General features: G+C 63.5%; 21 protein-coding genes. 11 read left to right on the top strand and 10 right to left on the bottom strand.

Annotated features, from left to right (window positions below):
- Nucleotides 1-109 precede the first annotated feature (109 nt).
- Nucleotides 110-454 carry a VOC family protein gene (locus FJW05_RS20420; protein ID WP_140541580.1) on the top strand — a complete coding sequence of 115 codons (345 nt, stop codon included), beginning with the start codon at nucleotides 110-112 and terminating at the stop codon, nucleotides 452-454.
- 394 nt (nucleotides 455-848) lie between these two features.
- On the opposite strand, the gene FJW05_RS20415 is transcribed toward FJW05_RS20420, so the two are convergent.
- From FJW05_RS20415 to FJW05_RS20400, 4 genes are read right to left on the bottom strand one after another with little or no spacing between them, the layout of a single operon-like run.
- Nucleotides 849-1,229 (bottom strand): hypothetical protein, encoded by a 381-nt coding sequence (locus FJW05_RS20415; protein ID WP_140635203.1) that lies wholly within the window; start codon nucleotides 1,227-1,229, stop codon nucleotides 849-851.
- Entirely contained in the window at nucleotides 1,219-2,169 is a 951-nt protein-coding gene (locus FJW05_RS20410; protein ID WP_140635202.1) for a WxcM-like domain-containing protein, read from the bottom strand. The genes FJW05_RS20415 and FJW05_RS20410 overlap by 11 nt, the downstream gene beginning before the upstream one ends.
- Nucleotides 2,166-3,104, bottom strand: a complete 939-nt coding sequence (locus FJW05_RS20405) for a glycosyltransferase family 2 protein (protein ID WP_210239106.1) — start codon at nucleotides 3,102-3,104, stop codon at nucleotides 2,166-2,168. Before FJW05_RS20405 ends, FJW05_RS20410 begins: the two co-directional genes overlap by 4 nt.
- Nucleotides 3,101-4,231, bottom strand: coding sequence for a DegT/DnrJ/EryC1/StrS family aminotransferase (locus FJW05_RS20400; protein ID WP_140635198.1), 1,131 nt, complete (start codon nucleotides 4,229-4,231; stop codon nucleotides 3,101-3,103). Before FJW05_RS20400 ends, FJW05_RS20405 begins: the two co-directional genes overlap by 4 nt.
- Nucleotides 4,232-4,802: 571 nt before the next feature.
- Between FJW05_RS20400 and FJW05_RS20395 the strand changes: the two genes are divergently transcribed.
- The 3 genes from FJW05_RS20395 to FJW05_RS20385 all read left to right on the top strand — a co-directional run bounded on the left by FJW05_RS20395 (nucleotide 4,803) and on the right by FJW05_RS20385 (nucleotide 8,377).
- Nucleotides 4,803-6,833 (top strand): nucleoside-diphosphate sugar epimerase/dehydratase, encoded by a 2,031-nt coding sequence (locus FJW05_RS20395; protein ID WP_181165019.1) that lies wholly within the window; start codon nucleotides 4,803-4,805, stop codon nucleotides 6,831-6,833.
- A 92-nt stretch (nucleotides 6,834-6,925) separates the two neighbouring features.
- Nucleotides 6,926-7,837 carry a glycosyltransferase family 2 protein gene (locus tag FJW05_RS20390; protein WP_246673563.1) on the top strand — a complete coding sequence of 304 codons (912 nt, stop codon included), beginning with the start codon at nucleotides 6,926-6,928 and terminating at the stop codon, nucleotides 7,835-7,837.
- 3 nt (nucleotides 7,838-7,840) lie between these two features.
- Nucleotides 7,841-8,377: a sugar transferase gene (locus FJW05_RS20385; protein ID WP_140635194.1), complete on the top strand. Its 537-nt coding sequence runs from the start codon at nucleotides 7,841-7,843 to the stop codon at nucleotides 8,375-8,377.
- A 13-nt stretch (nucleotides 8,378-8,390) separates the two neighbouring features.
- Here the strand turns inward: FJW05_RS20385 and FJW05_RS20380 are convergent, their stop codons facing one another.
- Both FJW05_RS20380 and FJW05_RS20375 read right to left on the bottom strand, forming a co-directional pair.
- On the bottom strand, nucleotides 8,391-9,335 hold the full coding sequence (locus FJW05_RS20380) for an NAD-dependent epimerase/dehydratase family protein (protein ID WP_140635192.1): 945 nt from the start codon (nucleotides 9,333-9,335) through the stop codon (nucleotides 8,391-8,393).
- Nucleotides 9,332-10,624, bottom strand: coding sequence for an O-antigen ligase (locus tag FJW05_RS20375; RefSeq protein WP_140635190.1), 1,293 nt, complete (start codon nucleotides 10,622-10,624; stop codon nucleotides 9,332-9,334). The genes FJW05_RS20380 and FJW05_RS20375 overlap by 4 nt, the downstream gene beginning before the upstream one ends.
- A 455-nt stretch (nucleotides 10,625-11,079) precedes the next feature.
- Here FJW05_RS20375 and cysD point away from each other — a divergent pair, with 455 nt between their 5' ends.
- From cysD to cysQ, 3 genes are read left to right on the top strand one after another with little or no spacing between them, the layout of a single operon-like run.
- Nucleotides 11,080-11,985: a sulfate adenylyltransferase subunit CysD gene (gene cysD / locus FJW05_RS20370; protein WP_246673561.1), complete on the top strand. Its 906-nt coding sequence runs from the start codon at nucleotides 11,080-11,082 to the stop codon at nucleotides 11,983-11,985.
- A gap of 2 nt (nucleotides 11,986-11,987) precedes the next feature.
- On the top strand, nucleotides 11,988-13,925 hold the full coding sequence (cysN, locus tag FJW05_RS20365; RefSeq protein ID WP_181165018.1) for a sulfate adenylyltransferase subunit CysN: 1,938 nt from the start codon (nucleotides 11,988-11,990) through the stop codon (nucleotides 13,923-13,925).
- A 7-nt stretch (nucleotides 13,926-13,932) separates the two neighbouring features.
- The gene (gene cysQ, locus FJW05_RS20360; protein WP_181165025.1) at nucleotides 13,933-14,718 is read left to right on the top strand and encodes a 3'(2'),5'-bisphosphate nucleotidase CysQ; all 786 of its coding nucleotides are present in this window, start codon (nucleotides 13,933-13,935) and stop codon (nucleotides 14,716-14,718) included.
- 72 nt (nucleotides 14,719-14,790) lie between these two features.
- Here cysQ and FJW05_RS20355 read toward each other — a convergent pair whose 3' ends face one another.
- The 4 genes from FJW05_RS20355 to FJW05_RS20340 form a co-directional block, all read right to left on the bottom strand.
- Nucleotides 14,791-15,933: a DegT/DnrJ/EryC1/StrS aminotransferase family protein gene (locus FJW05_RS20355; protein ID WP_140635185.1), complete on the bottom strand. Its 1,143-nt coding sequence runs from the start codon at nucleotides 15,931-15,933 to the stop codon at nucleotides 14,791-14,793.
- Between the two features lie 244 nt (nucleotides 15,934-16,177).
- Nucleotides 16,178-17,101, bottom strand: coding sequence for a carbohydrate kinase (locus FJW05_RS20350; protein WP_140635183.1), 924 nt, complete (start codon nucleotides 17,099-17,101; stop codon nucleotides 16,178-16,180).
- Nucleotides 17,098-17,544, bottom strand: coding sequence for an RbsD/FucU domain-containing protein (locus tag FJW05_RS20345; protein WP_140635181.1), 447 nt, complete (start codon nucleotides 17,542-17,544; stop codon nucleotides 17,098-17,100). Before FJW05_RS20345 ends, FJW05_RS20350 begins: the two co-directional genes overlap by 4 nt.
- Nucleotide 17,545: 1 nt before the next feature.
- Nucleotides 17,546-18,769 (bottom strand): ROK family transcriptional regulator, encoded by a 1,224-nt coding sequence (locus FJW05_RS20340; RefSeq protein WP_140541595.1) that lies wholly within the window; start codon nucleotides 18,767-18,769, stop codon nucleotides 17,546-17,548.
- 212 nt (nucleotides 18,770-18,981) lie between these two features.
- Between FJW05_RS20340 and FJW05_RS20335 the strand changes: the two genes are divergently transcribed.
- The 4 genes from FJW05_RS20335 to FJW05_RS20320 all read left to right on the top strand — a co-directional run bounded on the left by FJW05_RS20335 (nucleotide 18,982) and on the right by FJW05_RS20320 (nucleotide 24,630).
- Complete coding sequence (locus tag FJW05_RS20335) at nucleotides 18,982-20,016, top strand: sugar ABC transporter substrate-binding protein (RefSeq protein WP_140635179.1); 1,035 nt, start codon at nucleotides 18,982-18,984, stop codon at nucleotides 20,014-20,016.
- A gap of 162 nt (nucleotides 20,017-20,178) precedes the next feature.
- Nucleotides 20,179-21,240 (top strand): ABC transporter permease, encoded by a 1,062-nt coding sequence (locus FJW05_RS20330; protein WP_140541596.1) that lies wholly within the window; start codon nucleotides 20,179-20,181, stop codon nucleotides 21,238-21,240.
- Nucleotides 21,241-21,242: 2 nt separating this feature from the next.
- A complete protein-coding gene (locus FJW05_RS20325) occupies nucleotides 21,243-22,025 on the top strand; it encodes an ATP-binding cassette domain-containing protein (RefSeq protein ID WP_176477005.1) in 783 nt (260 codons plus the stop codon).
- A gap of 142 nt (nucleotides 22,026-22,167) precedes the next feature.
- Nucleotides 22,168-24,630, top strand: a complete 2,463-nt coding sequence (locus tag FJW05_RS20320; RefSeq protein ID WP_140635177.1) for a glycogen/starch/alpha-glucan phosphorylase — start codon at nucleotides 22,168-22,170, stop codon at nucleotides 24,628-24,630.
- The last annotated feature ends 90 nt before the right edge of the window (nucleotides 24,631-24,720 follow it).

Here is a 24,720-nt window from a genome sequence, read left to right as displayed (position 1 = left end):
GCAAGCAACCACCGCGGCTACAATCGATTAAGCAAAAGCTGCGTCAAAAAGACTTGCCGGAGGGAAACGGCCGATCTAGAACATAACGGGAACGCAGTGGAGTAGCGTGATGAAACTCAACGGAAAACTCGACCATCTCGAACTGCCGGCGACGGGCGGCACGCTGGACAGCGTCAAATCTTTCTACAGCGCCGCCTTTTCATGGTCGTTCACCGACTACGGTCCGACTTACGCCGCCTTTGCCGAAGGGCTCGACGGCGGCTTCCAGGCAGATGCCGGGGAGGCGCCGGCCAAGCCGCTTCCGGTGCTTTATTCCGAGAGCCTCGAGGAAACGCTGGATGCGGTGGAGAGCGCCGGCGGCACCATCGTCAAGCCGATTTTCGCCTTTCCCGGCGGCAGGCGATTCCATTTCACCGATCCGGCCGGCAACGAACTGGCCGTTTGGGGACATTAGAGCGCTTCACCGTTTCACTGAAACGGTGAAGCGCTCTAACTTTGCCCAAGCTGGTAGGCGCGCAGTAATCTTGCAACTCTGGCATGGGTGGGAGGCCAAAAAATCTATGGCTCTCCCGCCCGCTCCGCGCTGATGAGGTAGCCGGTGACGGAGGTTGGGGTTTTGCAATCTAGAATGGTGGCGGACGATGGTCGGTCCGGCGCAGTTTTGGTATGCATGTCCTCACGCCTGGAGTTCAGTGCTGCCCAATGACCGCAGACGTAGAAGCCGTATCGGAAATCCGTCCGAGGATGCGGGCGCACCATGATCGTGCGCTTCACCCGCACGACTCAGCCTGCCGAATACGCCGGCATCATGGCCACCGACAGCGTCGCCCGGATCGAGGAGGGGCGTATCAGTATCGTCTGCGCAGTATCCATCGGGAAACCAGGAAATTGAGCATCGTCGTGACGACAAGCGTTGCAAAGAATGCCGCCGCTCGGCTTTGCAGCGCCCGCTCAAGAAAATGAAGAGTCGCCAACCCGGCTACAAATACCACCGCGACCGAGCCGCCGACCGCCAGCCGGTCCGTCAAGCCGGTGCGACCGCCGGGAAAGACGCGGTCCGGATAGAACACCATCACGAATGCGAGGCCTGCCAGCCAGGCAATGGAGTAGGAAACGCCCGACGACAGGATCGTCAGGCCGGCAAAGTAGACGGCACTCGTCAGCGCGGTGTTCAGTCCTCCCGCCGCAAGAAAACGGAGCACATCCGAGCCTATCCGGTCAGCGGCCATCCGGCCCGACCGTCGCGAGGAAATCCGAATAGTCCCTGATATAATCGCTTGCGTCATATGGATGCGAGGCCATGACGAGCAAGACCGTGTCCGGCTGGAACTTGTACTGGATGCCCCACACGCCGGGCGGCAGATAGAGCCCGACCGAGGGATCTGCCAGCGACACTTCCTTTCTGTCGTGGCCGTCATCGACGACCACCGACAGGCGGCCATGGGTGGCAATCAGGAACTGGTGGCACTGGCGGTGCGCATGCTCGCCCCTGACCTTGTCGGAACGGACGCCGTAAACGAGAAACGAGCGCAAGGGCTTGAACGGCAGGTTGTGTCCGAACTCGAGCGGGGCCAGCTCGCCGCGAAGGTCGCTGAAGTGCGGCAGCCGCCAGAGCTCGCATCCGCCGACGCCCAGCGCCATCCTGTCGCCTGCAGCGCCGGGGGCCGCTTGCGTCATCACAGGCTCGACCTGCGGGCCGGTCTGATAGCCGACGATGACGGCGGGATTTCCAACGACCACGGCGTTTGCCGGGACGTTCTTGGTGACCACGGCGCCGGCGCCGATCATCGCCTGGCGGCCGATCGTTATGCCCGGCAGGATCGTTGCGTTGGCGCCGATCGACGCGCTGTCCTCGACGACCGTCTGGAGAAACTGCTCCGGATAGTGTTTCGAACGCGGGAAGCGGTCGTTGGTGAAGGTTGCATTCGGGCCAACGAACACGCGGTTGCCCAGCCGGACGCCGTCCCATAGCTGAACGCCGCTTTTTATCGTGACGTCATCGCCGACGCTCACGTCGTTTTCGATAAAGACGTGATCGCAGATGTTGCAGTTCGCGCCGATCGCGGCCCCTGGGAGGACATGGGCAAACGCCCATATGCGCGTGCCATTGCCGACGCGCGTGCTTTCGCAGATACCGTGGTCATGGACAAAAAACGGTTTGTCGTTCATGCGGACGTCCCGTCAACAATGTGACTTATTATCCGCAATGGGCGCGATTTGGTGTTTTCAACCGCCCGCCAAAGATAACAGCCAAGAATGCCTTGCACCGCGAGGATCGCTGATCCAAACCCCACGATCAGCAGCACCAGGGTCGTGTATCCGGCCGGATCGATCTTGCCCAGCAAGCGGGCGACGACGGTGATCGCGGCAAACACAAGGCTGAGCACGCAGCCCGCAATTCCTACCCAGAGTACGAAAACGATCGGAAAATCGGAAAACGAGAAGATCGAATCCATCATATATCTGAGCCGGCGCCCAATACCCCAGGCACTCTTCCCATGCTCCCGCTCGCGCCGCCGGTAAGGCACGAACTCCCGCCTGAACCCGACCCAGAACAGCTGAACCACAAGCGAGCTGTTTGGCTCCTCGATTGACAGGATCGCATCGAGCGCCTGGCGGTTGCAGGCAAATATATCGACGCCGCCGCTCGGCATGCTGGGCAAAATCAGCCTGCGGTAAACGCTCCAGAAGGCCCGGGACAGGAAACGTGTCAGAAGGGGGTCGTCGCGGCCGGTTCTGCGGCCAAACACAACGTCGGCCGTGTCCTTTTCCAGCATCGAAAAGAATTCGACAATGAGTTCGGGCGGCTCCTGCAGGTCGGCAGCCATCGCGGCCACATGTTTGCCGGACGCGTGCTCGAGCCCCGTCCGAATGGCCGTGAAGGAGCCAAAATTCCGGCTGTGGAAGATGATCTTGTATCTGTAGCTGGCGCCCTTCAAGGCCCGGACCAGCAGGCCGCCCGACTGGTCGGGCGACCCATCGATGACGAAGACAAACTCGATGTCGCCCTCATACGTGGCGTCGAAATTGGCGACGGCCTGCAACAGGGAAGGGATGTTCGGCTCATTGCGGTAAATGGGAAAAACAAGAGAGCGCGCAGTCACATTGCCTCCCATTCGCCGAGGGCCCCGCACACTTGCTCGACCTCATCATTCGTCATGTCCGGGTAGCACGGGACGGAACAGAGACGACTGATGCTTGCCCGGGAGATCGCAAGATTTTCGGTCCCTTTCATGGGCAGGGCAGCCCAACCAACCTGATCGCAATCGAGCACGGGATAGTGGACATCGGTATCGACGCCGCGTTCCTTCATGAAGGTGCGGAACGCGTCCCGGTCGTCACACAGCAGGACCGCGAGGTGTGCGACGGCGCCGTTGCCGCCGTCGAGGAATTTGAGCCGGCGCCCGGTAACGGCCTTAAATCGGCCAAGGATGGCCCGGCGTTTTTCGTTGCGGCTGTTCAAGTCCGGAAGAAGTACATCCAAAATCGCGGCCTGGACCTCGTCCATGCGAGAGTTGCGCCCTCCCGGTAGGGCTACATGGTATTTGGAACTCCAGCCATACTGATGAAGCTGACGAACGCGCTCCGCCAGTCTTGGGTTGGAGGTGAGGACTGCGCCGCCGTCACCCATCGCGCCGAGATTCTTGGTCGGATAGAAGCTGAAGGTGGCGATGTCTCCAAGCGATCCAGCCGTTTCACCCCCGATGCGAGCCCCATGTGCCTGGGCGCAATCCTCGATGACTGGTATGTGCGACATCCCGGCATTGACAAGTCCTGCCCGGATAGCGGGTACATCGACCACGCCGCCGTAAAGATGGGTAACGACAATCGCAGCGGTATCGGTACTCACCGCTTCCAGCACCGATTGGACGCTTGCAAGTTGGCTAGCTGGTTCGATATCGACATAGTGTGGAATGAGGTCGTTGTGCCAGCACGCGCAACTGGCATATCCCCCGGCATTCGCCGCCACGATCACCTCGCGTCCATGCGCATCGCCAAGCCCGACGATAGAGCGTAAAGCGAGTTCAAGGGCGTCCGTTCCGTTGGCGACGAGGATGCAATCCGAGGCTCCTGCAAACGTCGCAAAGTTCGCTGCGAATCGCTTCCCTGCCGCGCCATTGAGCCACCATCCGGACCGCAGCGTGCCTGCTACTTCGCGCGCGATTTCAACCTCATAGCGCTGGTACAGACGCTTGAGATCATTCATCGGAACGGCATTCGGCTTCGTCATCAACAACTCGACAGCGTGTCTTGTTCGCTCCGGCGTGTTCGCCCGCAAACATTCGGAAATTCAGATGATTCTGGCATGACTCAGTTAAGAATACTTGCACCGCAGAAACAGCGGAAAGCCAAAACCACGTGCCCAACTATTGAGATTTCGGCTCGGTCGCGACAGGCTGGCGTCATTTGTGGAACGCTGTGAGCCTAGGGGCTGGCCAAAACCGCTTCGGCAGACCTGATCGGCACCGCCGTCAGCGACTCATAGCTATTGCGACAAGCTTGTTGCAGCGTGCTGCGCCGTGGTGAAGCCGGATCGTCACATCGTGACATCTATTGGCTTCCCTTTTGGGCGCCCGACAGGTTCTCTGAACGACTGACAATCCGCTCCGAGTTATTGCCGTTCCTAGTCAAATCATTCGCACAATTAAATATCCCCAAAAAACCTCTAGCCCTCCCGCCCTCTCCGCGCTAAGGCGGTAACCGGGTGACGGGGTTGGGGATTGCAATCTGAAGTGGCGGTGGGCGATGTTTTGTCCGCGGCCGTTCTGATAGTATCACGCGCCTGGAGTCAGTACTGCCCAATGACCGCATACGTAGAAGCCGTATCGGAACTCCGACCGAGGATGCGGCGCGCCATCATCATGGTCCAGGATCTCGTCATGGTCCTGGTCGCGGTGGCGCTTAGTCTCATCCTGTCGCAGTCGCGGCTTTCCTTCGACGCGTTCTCCGTCGGCGGGCTGGCCTGCTGGGCGCTCATCGTGCTCATCGCCCATCTGCTGTTCCGATCCAGCGGCCTCTACAACACCGTCTGGCGCTTTGCCTCCACGCCCGACTTCTTCAACATCCTCAAGGGCTGCGGCAGCCTGACGGTGGTGCTCTACCTGGCCTCGCTTGCCTTCCGCTTCTTCTTCCAGCCGGTCGCCGGCCTCAACGAGCGCCAGTTCATCGTCTTCTTCCTGGTCTCCTTCACCATCATCTCGGCGCCCAGGCTCTATTACCGCTTCCTGCGCGACGGCGCGAGCTGGCGCATCCTGCGCCGCGCCGCCGGGGAGGTCTCGACCAAGCAGGCGCTGTTCATCGGCCGGCTGGGCGAGGCGGATCTGATCGTGCGCTTCACCCGCACGGCTCAGCCCGCCGAATACGCCATCGCCGGCATCATGGCCACCGAGAGCGCCGCGCCGCTCGGCACGCGGATCCAGGGCGTTCCGGTCGTGGCGCTGCGACCGCGCCTAGTCGAGGTGCTGGAAGACTATGTCAAAGGCACGCAAAGCCTCGACCTCCTGATCTTCGGCCAGGGGGTCGAGCGCGAGATCGAAGACTATGCCGAGCTGGTGCGCGTCGCCCGCCACAGCGGTATCGCCGTCGTCCAGTTTGCCGGCCTGTCGGAACTGGGGCAGGGTGGCAAGCTGGTTCTCGATGCCGTTGAGATGGAAACCATCATGCGCCGTTCGGCGGTCGCCACCGATACCACGCGCATCGGCGTCTTCGTCGGCGGCAAGCGCGTGATGGTCACCGGCGGCGCCGGCTCCATCGGCCGCGTGCTCGTCAAGCGCGCGCTGGAGCTGGGCGCCGAGGCGGTGCTGGTGGCCGACAATTCCGAATTCGGCATTTTCCAGCTCGATCAGCAGACCGACGACGCCGACCGCGACCGGCTGACCAGCCGCATCGTCGACGTCACCGACCGGCCCCACATGACGCGCCTCGTCAAGGAGTTCAAACCCGCGATCATCTTTCATGCCGCGGCGCTGAAGCATGTGCCGCTGCTCGAGGAGAACTGGGAAGCGGCGATCGAGACCAATGTCTTCGGCACGCTTGCCTGCGCCGAGATCGCCGCCGAATGCGGGGTGCCGCGGTTCCTACTGATTTCCAGCGACAAGGCGGTCGACCCGACCTCGGTGCTGGGCGTCACCAAGCGTGCGGCCGAACAGATCGTCTCCTCGCTGCATGAGGCCCAGGCGGCCTCGGCGCCGCGTGCCGGCGCGGCGAATGGCCATGCCGGCGCCGCCGATCTGCGTCATTTGGGCACGAAATTCATCGCCGTGCGCTTCGGCAACGTCTTCGGCTCCAACGGCTCGGTGGCGACCGTCTTCCAGGCGCAGATCGAGGCCGGCGGGCCGGTCACCATCACCGACCGGCGCATGACCCGCTATTTCATGACCGTGGCCGAGGCCGTCGATCTCGTCATCATGTCGGCCGCCGATGCCGAGCAGCGCCAGGGCAAGGACGACTACGCCATCTATATGCTCGACATGGGCAAGCCGGTGCCGATCCTCGAAGTCGCCGAAACCATGATCCGCATGGCCGGCAAAAGCCCCCACACCGATATTCCGATCCGCTTCACCGGCATCAGGCCCGGCGAGAAGCTGCACGAGACGCTGCACGCCGAGAACGAGGAGGTGGTCAAGCTCGACACCGCCAAGATCTTCGGTCTCAGGACCGGCGTCGTCGAATGGCCGAGGATCGAGGCGGCCCTGCCGGCGCTGGCGGCCGCGATGCACGATCGCGACAAGGCCGCCGCGCTTGCCATTCTGGCCGGGCTCTACCGGGCGGAAGAAGACATCGGCGGCGTGCGCGAGGAAGCGGAACCGAAAACGGCCGGGCAGGTCGGTTAAAACTTTGCCGCGTGCCCGCAATTAGCTATTGAAACCTTTCAAGCACCTCGCGGGCAAGTGATTCCAAAGCCGTGACCAGAAAAGATCAGCGCGTGGCCGTTCTCATGGGCACGAAGGATGGCGCGGCCTATATCGGCGAACAATTGGAATCCTTGGCTACGCAATCCTGGCCGCTCGTCGATCTCTGGGTCTCCGACGACGGCTCGTCGGACGCCACGGCCGCGATCGTCGAGGCGTGGCGGTCCCGCTGGAACAAGGGGTCGCTGACACTTTCGCAGGGCCCGCGAAGGGGCTTCGCCGCCAATTTCCGCTCCATGATCCTCGATCCGCGCATCGATGCCGACTGCTACGCCTTTTGTGACCAGGACGATGTCTGGGAGCCGGATCGGCTGGAGAGCGCCATCCGCTGGATGGAGGGAGAGGACATGGAAACGCCGCTCCTGTTCTGCTCGCGCACGGCGACTATCTCTGAGGCCGGCGTTCCGGCCGGCTACTCGCCGCTCTTCCGGCGCCCGCCGTCCTTCCGCAACGCGCTGGTGCAAAGCATCGCCGGCGGCAACACCATGCTCTTCAACCGCAAGGCGCGCGACCTTCTGGCGAAAGCGTCGGCCAGAACCGAATTCGTCAGCCATGACTGGTGGGCCTATCTCATCGTCACCGCCGCCGGCGGCAAAGTCCGCTACGAGCCGCGGCCGCTTGTCAGATACCGCCAGCACGCGGCAAACCTCGTCGGCGCCAACGTTTCATGGAGAGCGAGGTTTTCAAGGCTGGGCCGCCTGTTCAAGGGCCAGTTCGCCACCTGGACGGACACCAATCTGCGCGGCCTAGCCGTCAACCGGGACCTCATCGCGCGCGATGCCGCGCTTTGCCTTCGCCTGTTCATCAGGGCGCGCAAGGGCAATGTCTTCAGGCGCTTCGGCCTGCTCGGCAAAAGCGGTGTCTACCGGCAGACATTCATGGGCACGCTCGGGCTCTATGTCGCTTTCCTCTGGCGCCGGATCTGAGCCATGACGGCCAAGCGCGCGCTCGACCTGGCGGTCGCTGTTCCGATGCTGGCGGTAACGTCGCCCGTCCTCCTTGTCGCGATGCTGGCGATCCGGGCGACGTCGGCGGGCCCCGCCATCTTCTCGCAGATCCGCGTCGGCCGGGGAGGAGCCCTCTTCGCCTGCCACAAGCTGCGCACCATGTATCGGGAAACCCCTTCCTTGCCCACCCACGAGGCGCCGGCCCGTTCGGTCACCGCGGTCGGCAAGGTGCTGCGCGCAACCAAGATCGACGAACTGCCGCAGCTCTGGAACGTGCTGAAGGGCGAGATGAGCCTTGTGGGCCCTCGTCCATGCCTGCCGACGCAGGCGGAGCTGATCGAACGGCGCAAGGAACTGGGCGTGCTCACCGCACTTCCGGGCATCACAGGGCTGGCGCAGATCAAGGGCATCGACATGTCCGATCCAAGACTTTGCGCGCAAACCGACGCGGCCTACGTCAAGGCCGCCTCGACCGGCCTGGACCTCAAGATATTGCTGGGCACGTTCTTCCGCGCATAGAGCGGTTCACCGTTCACGGAAGCGGCGAACGGCTCCTCTGTCGCGCCAGTTCTTCAAGCCGGCCGAGTGTGTCGGCTTCCCGTTCCCAGCCTTCCAAAGCAAGCAACGACGAATCGCAGACCTGCGTCGCCACCAGAGCTTGCCACGCGGCCCGTCTGCCGCTGAGCGTGGCCAGCATTCGGAACGGCCAGGCCGGCATGGGGAGAAGCCGGGCCGGGCGGCCGTATCCGCGCCGAAACGCGGTGACGATTTCGGACACCGCAACCGGAGAAGCATCGCCCAGCACATAAGTTGGGAGCGGCGCCGTGGGACGGCTCAAAAGATGCGTCACGGCGCCGGCCACGGCGTCATGCGAGACGAACGAGCGAACCGCCGTCAGAGCGGCTGTCGGCAACGGCAGGCCGGTGGCGGCCAACCGCATCAGCCCGCGCAGATTTCCCTTCATGCCTTCGCCATAAACCGGCGGCAGCCGCAGCGCCGTCGCGCCGTCGCGTCCGGCCGTGGCAAAAGCCTCCAGCATTGCGATCTCGCCTTCGCGCTTGGAGCGCCCGTAGGCGCATTGCGGGGCAGGGGGCGTGGCTTCGTCGATTATGCCGCTGAAACCGGCGCCCACCACGGCGCGAATCGAGGAGAGATGGACGAAGCGCCCGTCGATGCACGTGGCGGCGGCCTGGGCGAGCCGTCCGGTCAGCGTCGCGTTGACGGCTCGCAAGTCGGCCGTGCCGGCGCTGCGGTCATTATTGAGCGCCGCGCAGTGGACGACATGCGTCACGTCACGCATCAGGGCCAGAAAGGCTTCATTCGGTGCATCGGTACCGGGCAGCGCGACGGCATCGGCCTCGCCTGCCAGCCGCTGCGGCAGGCGCGATGCGATCCGTGTGTCGAATCCGGCCTCGCCCAACCGGCTCACGACCCGGCGTCCAATGAAGCCCGTCGCGCCGGTGACCAGGACCTTCATGGTTGCGGGCTGGCGCCCGGCGCCATGGTGGGCGCGCTTTTGCCGGTCGGCGCTATCGTCCGCCCGGACGCGAGGTAGGTTCCCACAATCAAGAACACCATCAGCGTCGCGTCGAGGATATCGTGGCCGACGAGGATGCCGGTCATTCCGCCGGTGAGATAGGTGATGATTGCGACAAGGATCATCGTCGCGCCGAACCGCTCCACCGGATCGGCGCTGCGGCGCAGCGTCCGTGCCGCATTCCATGCGGCAACGACGAAGATCGAGGCCAGGGCCAATGCTCCCAGCAGGCCGGCCTCGACCAGTGCCGTCAGGAAGCCATTGTGGAAATGGCTGAAACCCTGCTGTAGGCCAAACTGGTCCTGCAAGCCTTGCTTCATCAGCGCCCGGCTCGCCGAGATGCCGTGGCCGAAAATCGGCATCTCGCGAAACGCGGCAAAACCGATTTCCCACATCGCCACGCGCAAGCCGAGCGCGGTCGAATGGTCGCCATTGGCATTCAGCGCATCCCAGTCGCTGATCAGGAAATCGGCCCGGTCCAGGATGACGCGAGAGCCGATGGCGGCAATCACAAGGGCGACCACGACGCCGATCGCCACGAAGCGCGCTACGCTGGCGCCGGTGAACCGGCGGCGGTTGATGAGAAGCACGACGATGCCGGCAATCGGCACGGCCACCCAGATCATGCGCGATCCCGAATAGACGATCGCCATGGCTCCGGCGATCGCCGCCAGGACCAGCAGCTTCCAGCGTTTCTCGATGCCCGACAGGGCGCCGGCGAGGCATGTCATGGCGGCAAGGCAGGTAACGGTTGCGAAGACGATCGGGTTTCCGGCGCCGCCCTCCGCCCTCACACCGAGCCAGTGAGACTGGAATACGGCCATCGCCAGCGCGCCGAAGCAGGCCGCGGTGCTGGCCAGAATGGCGATGCGTGCCAGTGCGGTCTTCTCGGTGATGCTCCATGTCGAATAGGAGAGGGGGAAAAGCAGGAAGGTGATCAAGGGCAGGAAGAACCGCAAATCGGCAGTCAGCGTGTCGTTGACGATCGAAGCGAGAACCATCGCCGCGCAATAGGCATAGATCGCCGCCGTGACGGCGAGCATCGGCCGGTCGATATTGAAGCGTCGCCGCTTCGCGGCCACCACCATCGCCGACCACACGCCACCGGCATTGAAGGCGACGCTGACCAGCGATCCAAGCACCGGCGGCGAAAAAAAGCAGACGATCGAGAAATAGATGTTGATCTGTGCGGGCGTGAGGTGGCGCCGGAGCGTTGTAGACGGGTTCAAATGCTTCGCTTCGCAATTTCCAGGTTGCGCCCGGATCCATGGAGCCAGCCAAAGGCCGCCTCGCCGGTCTCCGTTTGCCGCGCCTTGCCCGTTCCCCGAGCCCATATAGCGGCTGGCGCCGACCTGCGATAGTGCGGTCGACAATGTTGCAACAGAAATCCCCCGGTCCGGTGAGGATCGGGGAACTCCGGAATTATCTGGGCACCACTGCTTTTCCCCGCTCAGCGCTTTCGACGGCTCCGGCAGGATTTTCCGCTTTGCCGGACGTGTTTGGAAAATTCGTTCTCCAATCACCGCGAGCCGCGCGGGTCTTGCATTGTTATCGGCGGCGCCGATCTGTTAGAACGCCCGCACGAAACAGTTTGTCCGAAGTGAAATCTGCGCCTGGGCGGCATCGGATTGCCCCTGCGATGCAAGATTTCCGCTCCACGGCACGAGAGAACGCTCGACGCTCCATGAATATCGCGCTCACGCATCTGCAGCGGCTCGAGGCCGAATCCATCCACATCTTCCGCGAGGTCGCGGCGTCTTTCTCCAAGCCGGTGATGCTCTATTCGGTCGGCAAGGATTCCTCGGTGCTGATGCATCTGGCGATGAAGGCCTTCTATCCGGCCAAACCGCCTTTCCCGTTCCTGCATGTCGACACCACCTGGAAGTTCCGCGAGATGATCGCCTTTCGCGATCAGATGGCGCAGAAGCTCGGCTTCGACCTTTTGGTCCACGTCAACGAGGACGGCGTGCGCGACGGCATCAATCCGTTCGACCATGGTTCCAACACCCACACCCATGTCATGAAGACGGTGGCGCTGCGCCAGGCGCTCGACAAATACGGTTTCGACGCCGCTTTCGGCGGTGCCCGCCGCGACGAGGAGAAGTCGCGGGCCAAGGAGCGCATCTTTTCCTTCCGCAACGCCCAGCACGCCTGGGACCCGAAGAACCAGCGGCCGGAAATGTGGAAGATCTTCAACACCCGCATCGCGCCGGGCGAATCGATCCGCGTCTTTCCGCTGTCCAACTGGACCGAGCTCGACATCTGGCAGTACATCCTGCAGGAGAACATCCCGATCGTGCCGCTCTATTTCGCCAAGGAGCGGCCGGTGGTCGAGCGCGACGGCATGCTCATCATGAAGGATGACGACCGCATGCAACTGCATCCCGGCGAGGTGATCGAGAACCGCCTGGTGCGCTTCCGCACGCTGGGGTGCTACCCGCTGACCGGCGCGATCGAGTCCGATGCCGACACGCTGGAAGCCATTGTCGGCGAGATGCTGACCGCACGCACCTCCGAGCGCCAGGGCCGCCTCATCGACCGCGACGAGGCCGGCTCCATGGAAAAGAAAAAGCGCGAGGGGTATTTCTGATAATGCGCCACATCATGGCCAAGAGCCTCGCCCCGACCGATTCGATCCGCGACTACATGGCCGCGCAGGAGAAGAAGTCGCTGCTGCGCTTCCTCACCTGCGGCTCGGTCGACGACGGCAAGTCGACGCTGATCGGCCGGCTGCTCTCCGACACCAAGCAGATCTTCGAGGACCAGCTCGCCGCGCTCGAAAGGGATTCGCGCAAGCACGGCACCACCGGCGACGACATCGATTTCGCGCTGCTGGTCGACGGGCTGGAGGCTGAGCGCGAGCAAGGCATCACCATCGATGTCGCCTATCGCTTCTTCGCCACGCCGAAGCGCAAGTTTATCGTCGCCGACACGCCCGGCCACGAGCAGTACACACGCAATATGGCGACGGGCGCCTCGACAGCCGATCTCGCCATCGTGCTGATCGACGCGCGCCAGGGCGTGCTGCGCCAGACCCGGCGTCACTCCATCATCGCTTCGCTGCTCGGCATCCGGCATATCGTGCTTGCGGTCAACAAGATCGACCTCGTCGGCTTCGACAAGATCGTGTTCGACCGGATCGTCGCCGACTACGGCGAATTCGCCAAGGAACTGGGCTTCATGAGCGTCGCCCCGATCCCGATGTCGGCGCGCTTTGGCGACAACGTCACCAGCCGCTCGGACCGCACGCCCTGGTATTCCGGGCCGTCGCTGATCGAGCATCTGGAAACCGTGTCTGTCGACGAGGCCGCCGTCGAGCTGCCGTTCCGCTTCCCCGTTCAGTATGTGAACCGTCCGAACCTCGATTTCCGCGGCTTTGCCGGCACCATCGCCTCCGGCACCGTCTCTGAAGGAGACGAGGTCGTTGTCGCCAAGTCCGGCAAGGCGTCCAGGGTCAAGCGCATCGTTGCGCAAGGCGGCGACCTCGAGCAGGCGGTCGCCGGCCAGGCCATCACACTTGTGCTCGACGATGAGGTCGAGGTGTCGCGCGGCAACCTGCTGGTGTCGCCGGCCGCGCGACCGCAGGTCGCCGACCAGTTCGCCGCCAACATCGTCTGGTTTGACGAGCAGGCGCTGCTGCCCGGCCGCTCCTACATCCTGCGCACCGAAACCGACCAGGTGAGCGCGACCGTCACCGACCTGAAATACCGGGTCAACGTCAATGATTTCGCGCATGAGGCGGCGAAGTCGCTCGACATCAACGAGGTTGGCGTCTGCAATCTGTCGACGCGCGCGCCGATCGCTTTCGATCCCTTCGCCGAAAACCGCACCACCGGCGCCTTCATCCTGATCGACCGCATCACCAACGGCACCGTCGGCGCCGGCATGATCCTGCATTCGCTGCGCCGTGCCGAAAACATCCACTGGCAATCGCTCGATGTCGGCAAGCGCGGCCGCTCCGACCTGAAGAACCAGCGCCCGGCCGTGTTCTGGTTCACCGGGCTCTCCGGCTCAGGCAAGTCGACCATCGCCAATTTGTTCGAGAAGAAGCTGTTCGCGTCCGGCCGCCATACCTACATCCTCGACGGCGACAATGTCCGCCACGGCCTCAACCGCGATCTCGGCTTCACCGACGCCGATCGTGTGGAAAACATCCGCCGCGTCGCCGAGGTGGCCAAGCTGATGGCCGATGCCGGCTTGATCGTCATCGTCTCCTTCATCTCGCCCTTCAGCGCCGAGCGGCGCATGGCGCGCGAGCTGATGGCCGAGGGCGAGTTCGTCGAGGTGTTCGTCGACACCCCGTTCGAGGAATGCGCCCGCCGGGATCCGAAGGGCCTCTACGCGCGCGCCTTGAGCGGCGAGATCAAGAATTTCACCGGCGTCGATTCTCCTTATGAGGCGCCGCAGAATCCGGAAATTCACCTGAAGACTCTGGGCAGGAGTCCGCAGGAGATGGCGGAAGCCCTGGAGCACTGGTTGACCGAGCGCGACATTGCCGAGGAGCAGTACGACAATGGCGGCGGTATCTGACGAGGCGATGCTCGGCGTCTTCGAGCGCCTGGCGCTCGAGGCCGGGCGCGAGGTGATGCGCGTCTTCCACGAGGGCTGCGCCGTCGACAGCAAGGCCGATTCTTCGCCGGTGACGGAAGCCGACCGCGAAAGCGAGAAGATCATCCTGGCCGGCCTGCGCGCCACCTATCCGGACATCCCCTGCGTGGCGGAGGAGGAGGTCGCGGCGGGAATCGCAACGCCCGATCTCGACGGCGCCTTCTTCCTGATCGATCCGCTCGACGGCACTAAGGAATTCGTCAACCGCCGCACCGATTTCACCGTCAACATCGCGCTGGTCCGCCATGGCGTGCCGGAAGTCGGCGTCGTTTTCGCGCCGTGCACGGGACGCTTTTTCTCCGGGCGACCGGGCAAGGCCGAGGCGCTGGAGATCGATGCCGACTATCGCATCGTCGGCCGCCGGCCGATCAAGGTGCGGGCAGGGGGCACGCCGCTCGCGGTCGTGGCCAGCCGCTCGCACAACACGCCGGAAACCGAGGAATTCATCCGCGATCTCGGCGCCGCGGAGATCGTCTCGATCGGCTCGTCATTGAAATTCTGCCTGCTCGCCGCGGCGGAAGCCGACGTCTATCCGCGCTTCGGCCGCACCATGGAATGGGACACGGCGGCGGGCGACGCGGTGCTGCGCGCCGCCGGCGGCATGACGCGGACCCTGGACGGCGAGCCGCTGATCTACGGCAAGCGCAACCAGGCCAGCGACAGCGATTTCGCCAATCCGCATTTCATCGCGACGGGGAAAGGCGCGGCGGTTTAAGCGCTTCAAATTGCCGCCAGCCATGGTGTTCATCATCCTCGGGGTCAAGCCCGAGGATGACGGAGCGCGCTGTTAAGCCGCTGCGACATGCGCCGAGTTCGAGCCGATGTAATTCCTGATCGTCTCGATGATCCGGTCCTGATCGGCCTCGCTCAAATAGGCGTGCATCGGCAGACAGAGGATCTGCTTCGGCAGTTGCTCCGAGACGGCAAGGCCGGTCGGTGTCCGCGGATAGTGCTTGTAGGCGACCTGCTCGTGCAGCGGCTTCACGTAATAGATCACCGACGGGATGCCCTTTTCGCCGAGATGGGCCTTGAGCCCGTCGCGCTTCGGCGTCTCGATGGCGTACTGCGCCCAGGCCGAGCGGCCGTGGCCGAGATTGCGCGACGCCTTGACGATGTCGCCAAGGCCCTTGGCATAGCGGTCCGCGACCACCTGCCTGGCCACCATCTCATCCTCGAGGATGGCGAGCTTTTCGATCAGGATCGCCGCCTGCAGCGTGTCGAGGCGCGAATTGATGCCGACGCGGACATTGTCATATTGCGTCTCGCCCTTGCCGTGGAAGGCGAATGAACGGAGCTTGTCGGCCAGCGCAGCATCGTTGGTGAACATCGCGCCGCCATCGCCGTAGCAGCCAAGCGGCTTGGCCGGATAAAAGCTGGTCGAGCCGACATGGCCGAAGGCGCCGCACATGGTGCCGTCGGCGGAACCGCCCATCGACTGCGCAGCGTCCTCGATCACCAACAGGTTCTCGCGCTTGGCGATCGCCATGATCGCCTCGTAGTTCGCGGAGAGCCCGAACAGGTCGACCGGGATGATGGCCTTCGGCTTCAGCCTGCCTTCCTTCTTGATCATCTCGATCGCCGCCTCGAGGCTGGCGATGTCCATGTTGTAGGTGTCGCGGTCGACGTCGACGAAGACCGGGTCGGCCTTGGCGAGCGCCACCACCTCGGCGGTGGCTGCGAAGGTGAAGCTCGGCACGAACACGGCATCGCCCGGGCCGATGCCGGCGGCAAACAGCGGCAGGAGCAGCGCGTCGGTGCCGTTGGCGCAGGCGACCACATGCTTGACGCCGATATAGGCGGCGAGCTTGTTCTCGAATTCCGCAACCTGCGGCCCGAGGATATAGCGGCCGTCCTCCACGACGTGGTCGATCGCGGCCTTCAGCCGGTCGCGGATTCGTTCGCGCTGCGCGCCAAGATCGATGAACTGCATGTCGGCCTCGAAAGTGACTGTAAAACCGGCCCGCTGGTAACAGACTTGAACCGGCTGAGAAAGCCGGTGGCGGCCGGCGCAAATTGCTCAGGTGTCGCAGCCTGTTACCGATTTTGCCGGCGCAATGCCTGAAAATCCGAGCTGCGAGAGGCGTTTTCCAGCCCCTCCTATCGCGTCATCCACCGGTGGGAAACATAAAGTGATCGGCCGCGAAGGGCGGATTCGCGTCAGTGTAAGCGCCGGATCAGCCTATTTCGTGCCGCCAGGGCGGGTTGGCGCCGGCCCGCGAAACCGTCACCGCGGCCGCCTTGGCGCCGAGCTCCAGCGCCTTGCGGATCGCATCTTCCGGCAGGTCGCCGATCGCCGCCTTGGTGAGCAGGCCCTGCTCGTGCAGGGAGGCCAGAATGCCGGCGTTGAAGGTGTCGCCTGCGCCGACCGTGTCGATGACCTTCACTTTCTGCGGCATGACCGTGACCTTGTGCGCCTTGCTGTAGCCGACGGCGCCTTCGCTGCCATGGGTGACGACGATCAGCTTCGGCCCACGCTCCAGCCAGTTGCGCACCACATCCTCATGCGAGCCGGCCTCGTCGAACCATTTGAGATCCTCATCGGAGAGTTTCACGATGTCGGCCATCGCCATCATCTCGCGGATGCGCCTCAGATGCTTCGCCTTGTCCGGGATGAAGTTCGGCCGGATGTTGGGGTCGAGCATCATCACCCGACTCTCGTGCTCGCGCCGCATGAATTCCTCATAGGCCGATCCCGCCGGCTCGGAGATCAGGCTGATGGCGCCGAACAGCATCGCCTCGATCTCGGACCCGAGCTTCGGCAGGTCCTCGATGGTCAGCATGCGCCCGGCGGTGTTCTCGTCATAAAAGGTGTAGGTCGCTTGGCCGTTGGTGAGCCGGACGAAGGCGAGCGTCGTCGGACGCGGCGAGGTGTGCGCATAGGTGGAGCTCACCTTGCTTGCGCCGAGCGCCTCGCGGAACTGGCCGCCGAACAGGTCGGAGGAGAGGCCGGAGAAGAAGCCGGCCGGAGCGCCGAGCCGGCCGAGCGCGATCGCCGAGTTGAACACCGCGCCGCCGACATAGGGAGCGAAGGCCGCTTCGCCTTGCGTCGTGGTGCGCGGCAGCATGTCGATCAGGGCTTCGCCACAGCAAAGGATCATGTCGTCTTGGTCTCCGGCGGATGGATCACGCCCTTGCGGATGATGATGTTGGCAAAGAGCCTGGGTTCGCTGGTTGCAACGATGGCGTGCGCCGCCTTGACGCGTGCATAGAAGTCGGGCCCGGCCAGCGCAACCACCTTGTGGCCCGGCGCACGCCTGGCGCAAACCGATTCCATCTCATGATGCACGGCGTCGGCCAGCGCCGGATCGCCCTTCACCGAGGCACGGAACAAAGCCTGCGGCACCGCCTCGTCCACCGGCAGCACGCTGAGCACGGCGTCGAGGACGGCTATGACGTGGTGGCCGTCGGCGCGAATCAACCGCCGCGCCTGTTCCTCGGCCGGATAATTGCCGTCGACGATCGCGATCTCGTCGCCATGGCCCATGGCCCTGAGCGTCGCCAGGAACTGGGGCCCGAGCAGCGACGGGATGCCGATCAGCATGTCAGGCGCCCCCGGACGTGTGAGGCCCGATCAGGAAGCGCTCGGAGAGCGGCAGGCTGGCGCCGCCCATGGCGCGTGCGTGAATGCCGACCGTTCCCTCGCGCACGACAGGCAGTTTCAGTCCTTCGGCATCGACGCGGGCGATCGCTTCCGTAACGGCATCGACCAGCCGGCGCCGCACATCGAGCGGCATCCAGCCGTCGATAACCGCCGCTTCGAAATCGATGACCGACGAGGCAGCGACAATGGCATAGGCCAGCGCCCGCGAGGCGCTGGCGATCCATTCGTCGAGCTCGGCGCCGATCTCGCCCCATTCCTGCGGCGAGGTCCACAGATAGGAGCCGTCGATGCCCTTGGCGGAGAGCGCCTTTTCCAGCATCGCGATCGAGGCGACGTCGATGAGCTGCGTCGGCTTGCCGTCCGGCCCGGGCACCGGCATCGAGCCCAGCGCACCGGCGTTGCCGTTCGGTCCGCTGTAGAGGCGGCCATTGAGCACGATACCGCCGCCGGCGAAGGCGCCGATGTAGAAATAGACGAAATCGCGCGCTGCGCCCGCTCGTCCGAAGACGAGTTCCGCGCCGCAAGCCGAAGTCGCGTCGTTCTGCAGGTAAACCGGGAACTCGCACTGCCCCTGGATGTCCGCGCGGATGTCGCGATGGCGCCATTCGTCCATGATCTCGCGCGGCGCGCCGGCCGTGTCTGCCCAGTTCCATAGCTCGAATGGCATGGCGATGCCGAGCCCGGCAATGCGCTTATCCTGGGCCGGCGTCAGTTCGCCGCGCATCGTCTTGATGCCGGCAGTGACGAATTCGACGGTCTCGCGCGGTGCGGGATAGCGGTAGGAATGCTGCAGCATGGCGCGCACATTGCCGAGGAAGTCGATCAGCACGAGCTCGGCCGAGCGCCTGCCGATCTTGAGGCCGATGAAAAAAGCGCCTTCCGGATTGAGCGCCATCGGAATCGAAGGTTGGCCGATCTTGCCGCGCAGCGGCTCCTTGCGCACAAGCAGCTTGTCTTCCTCGAGCTCGCGCATGATCACCGACACCGTCTGGGCCGACAGCCCGGTCATGCGCGCAATGTCGGATTTGGCCAGGCTGCCGTGCTGGCGCACCAGGGACAGCACGAGCCGTTCATTGTGGTCGCGCATGCCGCTCTGGTTGGTGCCGCGGTGCAGCCGGCTCTCCAAAGCCTCGGGCGAACCGTGCCTCGCAATGCCGGTCTCCACCCTGTTTCCTCCCGTCTGTTTCCCCTCGATGCTTTTCGTTCAGAATGGGTGAACAGCGCAAGGCTGTCAATAATAAATAAGAGTGATTTAATTATTGACAGCCGTTGCGGACTGGTGTCTTTTGATCTGGCGTCCACGCTGGGAGAAATGGTTGGATGCGTTTGAGGCGCCGGGTTGGCCGGCGTCCGGAATGGTTCCACTGGGAGGAAATCGTGACCAAGAAATCGCTGCTGAAATCCACCGTATTCGCGGCGGCCGGGCTGGGCCTGTTCGCATTTGCCTCGTCCGCGTCGGCCGCGGGCGTCGGCGCCTGCCTGATCACCAAGACCGACACTAATCCCTTCTTCGTCAAGATGAAGGAGGGTGCGACCGCCAAGGCCAAGGAACTCGGCGTTGACCTCAAGACCTATGCCGGCAAGATCGACGGCGACAGCGAGAGCCAGGTCGCGGCGATCGAAAGCTGCATCGCCGACGGCGCCAAGGGTATCCTGATCACGGCTTCCGATACCAAGGGCATCGTGCCGACGGTGAAGAAGGCGCGTGACGCCGGCTTGCTGGTGATCGCTCTCGACACGCCGCTCGATCCGATCGACGCCGCCGACGCCACTTTCGCAACGGACAATCTCGAAGCCGGCAAGCTGATCGGCGCCTGGGCGGCCGCTACGCTTGGCGACAAGGCCAAGGACGCCAAGATCGGCTTCCTCGACCTGACCCCCTCGCAGCCGACCGTCGACGTGCTGCGCGACCAGGGCTTCATGATGGGCTACGGCATCGACGTGAAGGACCCCAACAAGATCGGAGACGAAACCGATCCGCGCATCGTCGGCCATGACGTGACGAACGGCAACGAAGAGGGCGGCCGCAAGGCGATGGAGAACCTTCTGCAGAAGGACAACACCATCAACGTCATCCACACCATCAACGAGCCGGCCGCTGTCGGCGCCTATCAGGCGCTCAAGGCCGTCGGCCTCGAGAAGCAGGTGCTGATCGTCTCGGTCGACGGCGGCTGCCCGGGCGTGAAGTCGGTCACCGAAGGCGTCATCGGCGCCACTTCGCAGCAATATCCGCTGCAGATGGCGGCGCTCGGCATCGAGGCGATCGCCGCCTTCGCCAAGGACGGCACCAAGCCCAAGCCGACCGAAGGCAAGAACTTCTTCGACACCGGCGTCAACCTTGTCACCGACAAGCCGGCCAATGGCGTCAAGTCGATCGACACCAAGGAAGGCCTGGCCAAGTGCTGGGGCTGATGCTCTGAGAGGTCCACGAACCGTGCGGCTGGGGGCTTGATCCCCGGCCGCATCGGGTGGACGATGCGCTTTCGTCAAAGCGCGACAATCCTGGCGACAAGACCGGAATAGGCGTCGACGGCGTGTGCGGCAATGAGAGGCCGTATGCAGACGGGAGGACATATGTCTCAGATACAGGAATTCGAGAAAGTACTTACGGGAAGCGACACCAGCGTCGCCGCCTTCGACGAGCACAAATCGGCCGTCAAGCGCGCCCAGCACTTCCTGCATTCCACGCCGGCGGCGGTGCCGCTGATCGTGCTGGTTCTGTCGGTCATCATCTTCGGCATCGCCATCGGCGGACGTTTCTTTTCGTCCTATACGCTGACGCTGATCCTGCAGCAGATCGCCATCGTCGGCATTCTCGGTGCCGCGCAGACATTGGTCATCCTGACCGCGGGCATCGATCTCTCGATCGGCGTCATCATGGTGATTTCGGCGGTGATCATGGGCAATTGCGCGGTGACCTATGGGATGCCGGCCATTCTCGCCGTGGCGATTGGGCTTGCCGCCGGCGGCGCCTGCGGACTGCTCAACGGCCTTCTGGTCGCTTACATGAAGCTGCCGCCCTTCATCGTCACGCTCGGCACCTGGAACATCGTCATGGCCACGAATTTCATCTATTCGGCCAATGAGACGATCCGCGACACCGACGTCGACGTGCAGGCGCCGCTGCTGCATCTGTTCGCGGTGAGCTTCAGGGTCGGCTCTGCCGTGCTGACGCTTGGCGTCATTGCCATGGTCCTGCTGGTGATCCTGCTGTGGTACGTGCTCAACCACACCGCATGGGGCCGCCATGTCTACGCCGTCGGCGACGACCAGGAGGCTGCGAAACTGTCGGGCATCCAGACCAAGAAAGTGCTGATGACGGTCTATGCCCTTGCCGGGCTGATCGCCGCTTTCGCGGCTTGGGTCTCGATCGGCCGCAACGGCTCGGTCTCGCCGTCCGCCGCTGTCACGGACTACAATCTGCAGGCCATCACCGCGACGGTGATCGGCGGCATCTCGCTGTTCGGCGGGCGCGGCTCGATCCTCGGCACGCTGTTCGGCGCCATGATCGTCGGCGTCGTCTCGATGGGCCTCAACATGCTGGGCGCCGATCCGCAATGGAAGGTGCTGCTCACCGGCGTGCTGATCATCGGCGCCGTGGCGATCGATCAATGGATCAGAAAGGTTTCGGCATAGTCATGACCCAGGAGCCCATTCTCACAGCGCGCGGCCTCATCAAGCGCTATGGCCGCGTTACCGCCCTCGACAATGCCGATTTCGACCTCTATCCGGGCGAAATCCTCGCCGTGATCGGCGACAACGGCGCTGGAAAATCATCGCTGATCAAGGCGATTTCCGGCGCGGCCGTGCCCGACGAAGGTGAAATCCGCCTTGAAGGCAAGCCCGTTGCCTTCAAGTCGCCGATGGAGGCCCGGGAAGCCGGCATCGAAACCGTCTACCAGAACCTCGCTCTGTCGCCGGCGCTTTCGATCGCCGACAACATGTTTCTCGGCCGCGAGATACGCAAGCCAGGTCCGCTTGGCAGCTGGCTGCGCATGCTCGACCGCCCGGCGATGGAGAAGCGTGCTCGCGACAAGCTCACGGAGCTCGGCCTGATGACCATCCAGAACATCAGCCAGGCGGTGGAGACGCTTTCGGGTGGCCAGCGCCAGGGTGTGGCGGTGGCGCGTGCTGCCGCCTTCGGCTCGAAAGTGGTGATCATGGACGAGCCGACGGCCGCCCTTGGCGTGAAGGAAAGCCGCCGCGTGCTTGAGCTGATTCTGGACGTCAAGAAGCGGGGCCTGCCGATCGTTTTGATCTCGCACAACATGCCGCATGTCTTCGAGGTGGCGGACCGCATCCACATCCACCGGCTTGGAAGGCGTCTCTGCGTCGTCGATCCTAAGCAGATTTCCATGTCAGATGCGGTGGCGCTGATGACTGGCGCCAAGAAGCCGCCGGAGGACGCGCTGGCGGCTTGATCCCTACGACATGTCCCTGTTGCCGCAGGCGGGCTGATGGGTCGGTTAAGTAAATCGATTGAACCTATGCTGCAACGCACTAAGATGGGCTGGGAGGAACGGTGAAAGCCGCTATGATCAGGCCAGTTGAACGAGAGGCAGCATGACATCCGCCATGACGATCGAAGTCCCTGTTCTCGACAATCCCGACCCCAAGACGCTCGCCGAAGAAGTCTTGATGTCGCTCAAATACCGAGTCGGCAAGGACACAACCGTCGCCACGCCCTATGACTGGCTGACCGCTTCGATCAAGGTGGTGCGCGACCGCGTCGTCGACCACTGGATGCAGGCGACCAGGGAAGCCTACGACCAGCAGGAAAAACGCGTCTATTACCTTTCGCTTGAATTCCTGATCGGGCGCCTGATGCGTGACGCCTTCTCCAATCTCGGCCTGATGGAGAACATGCGTGAGGCGCTGTCCTCCCTCGGCGTCGATCTCGACCTGATCGCGGGGCTCGAACCGGACGCCGCACTCGGCAATGGCGGCCTCGGCCGTCTCGCCGCCTGCTTCATGGAAAGCATGGCGACCGTCGATATTCCCGCCCATGGCTACGGCATCCGCTACGCCAACGGCATGTTCCGCCAGGAAATCCACGGCGGCTGGCAGGTTGAGCTGCCGGAGACCTGGCTCGATCACGGCAATCCCTGGGAGTTCGAACGGCGCGAGCGTTCCTTCGAGGTCGGCTTCGGCGGCTCGGTGGAATCGATCACCTCGAAGGAAGGCCGGCTCGAACGCCACGTCTGGAAGCCGACCGAGCATGTGCTCGCCGTCGCCTACGACACGCCGGTAGCCGGCTGGCGCGCTAGGCGCGTCAACACGCTGAGACTCTGGTCCGGCATGCCGATCGACCCAATCCTGCTCGACAAGTTCAACGCGGGCGACCACATCGGCGCGCTGGCCGAAAGCAACAAGGCCGACGCGCTGTCGCGCGTGCTTTATCCTGCCGATTCCCACATGGCCGGCCAGGAACTCAGGCTACGGCAGGAATATTTCTTCTCCACCGCCTCGCTGCAGGACATCGTGCAGCGTCATTTGAGCCAGTATGGCGACCTGAAATCGCTGCCCGACAAGGCGGCGATCCACTTGAACGACACCCATCCCGCGGTCGCCGTGCCGGAGCTGATGCGGCTCCTGATGGACGTCCACGGCATGGATTTCGACCAGGCCTGGGACATCACCAAGCGCACCTTCGGCTACACCAACCACACGCTGTTGCCCGAGGCGCTTGAAAGCTGGCCGGTGCCGCTGTTCGAGCGTCTGCTGCCGCGCCACATGCAGATCGTCTACGCCATCAATGCGCAGGTGCTGCTCGAGGCCCGCGCCACCAACCAGTTCTCGGGCGATCAGATCGCCCGCATCTCACTGATCCAGGAAAATGGCGACCGCCGCGTGCGCATGGGCAATCTGGCCTTTGTCGGCTCGCATTCGATCAACGGCGTCTCGGCGCTCCACACAGAGCTGATGAAGGAGACGGTGTTCGCCGATCTCCACAAGCTCTATCCCTATCGCATCAACAACAAGACCAACGGCATCACGCCCAGGCGCTGGCTGATCCAGTGCAATCCCGGCCTGACCTCACTTGCCCGCGAGGCGATCGGCGACCGCTTCATGGACGACATCGAGGCGATCAGGGATCTCGATCCGCTCGCCGATGACGCGGCTTTCCGTGAGAAATTCGCCGCCGTGAAGCGGCAGAATAAGGCGCGGCTCGCCAATCTTGTCGCCGACCGGCTCGGCATCAGGCTCGATCCGTCGGCGCTGTTCGACATCCAGGTCAAGCGCATCCACGAATACAAGCGCCAGCTGCTCAACATACTGGAAGCGATCGCGCTGTACGATCAAATTCGCTCGCATCCGGAACGGGACTGGATGCCGCGCGTCAAGATCTTCGGCGGCAAGGCGGCGCCCAGCTATCACAACGCCAAGCTGATCATCAAGCTGGCCAACGACGTCGCGAAGGTCATCAATGGCGATCCGTCGGTGCGCGGCCTGCTGAAGGTGGTGTTCGTGCCGAACTACAATGTCAGCCTGGCCGAGGTGCTGATGCCGGCCGCCGATCTCTCCGAGCAGATTTCGACCGCCGGCATGGAAGCTTCGGGCACCGGCAACATGAAATTCGCGCTGAACGGCGCCTTGACCATCGGCACGCTCGACGGCGCCAATGTCGAGATCAAGGAACATGTCGGCGACGACAACATCTTCATCTTCGGCCTCACCACCGCGGAGGTCGCCGAGCGGCGCAACAATGGCTACAATCCGCGCGGTGTGATCGAGACCTCGTCCGAGCTGGCGCAGGCGGTATCGGCCATTTCCTCCGGCGTCTTCTCACCCGACGATCCCGACCGCTATCGCGACCTGATGAACGGCCTCTACCAGAGCGACTGGTTCATGGTGGCGGCCGACTTCGATTCCTACGCCGCCTGCCAGCGCGAGGTCGATGCCGTGTGGCGCAACAGCCCCGACTGGTACGCGCGCGCCATCCGCAACGTCGCCCGCGTCGGCTGGTTCTCGTCCGACCGCACAATCCGCCAATATGCGAAAGACATCTGGAACGTGCCCGTCTGATATGATTGCATGAGCCACAAAGAATGTGGCCAGATGCATGTCGCCCAAAAGTGCGTAGCGGTTTTGGGACCACGACATGCACCAAGACAA

The organism is Mesorhizobium sp. B2-9-1 (assembly GCF_006439455.1).
GTDB lineage: Bacteria > Pseudomonadota > Alphaproteobacteria > Rhizobiales > Rhizobiaceae > Mesorhizobium.
The sequence above is the reverse complement of the archived record's forward strand: the minus strand, read 5'-3'. Positions and strand labels throughout refer to the sequence as shown.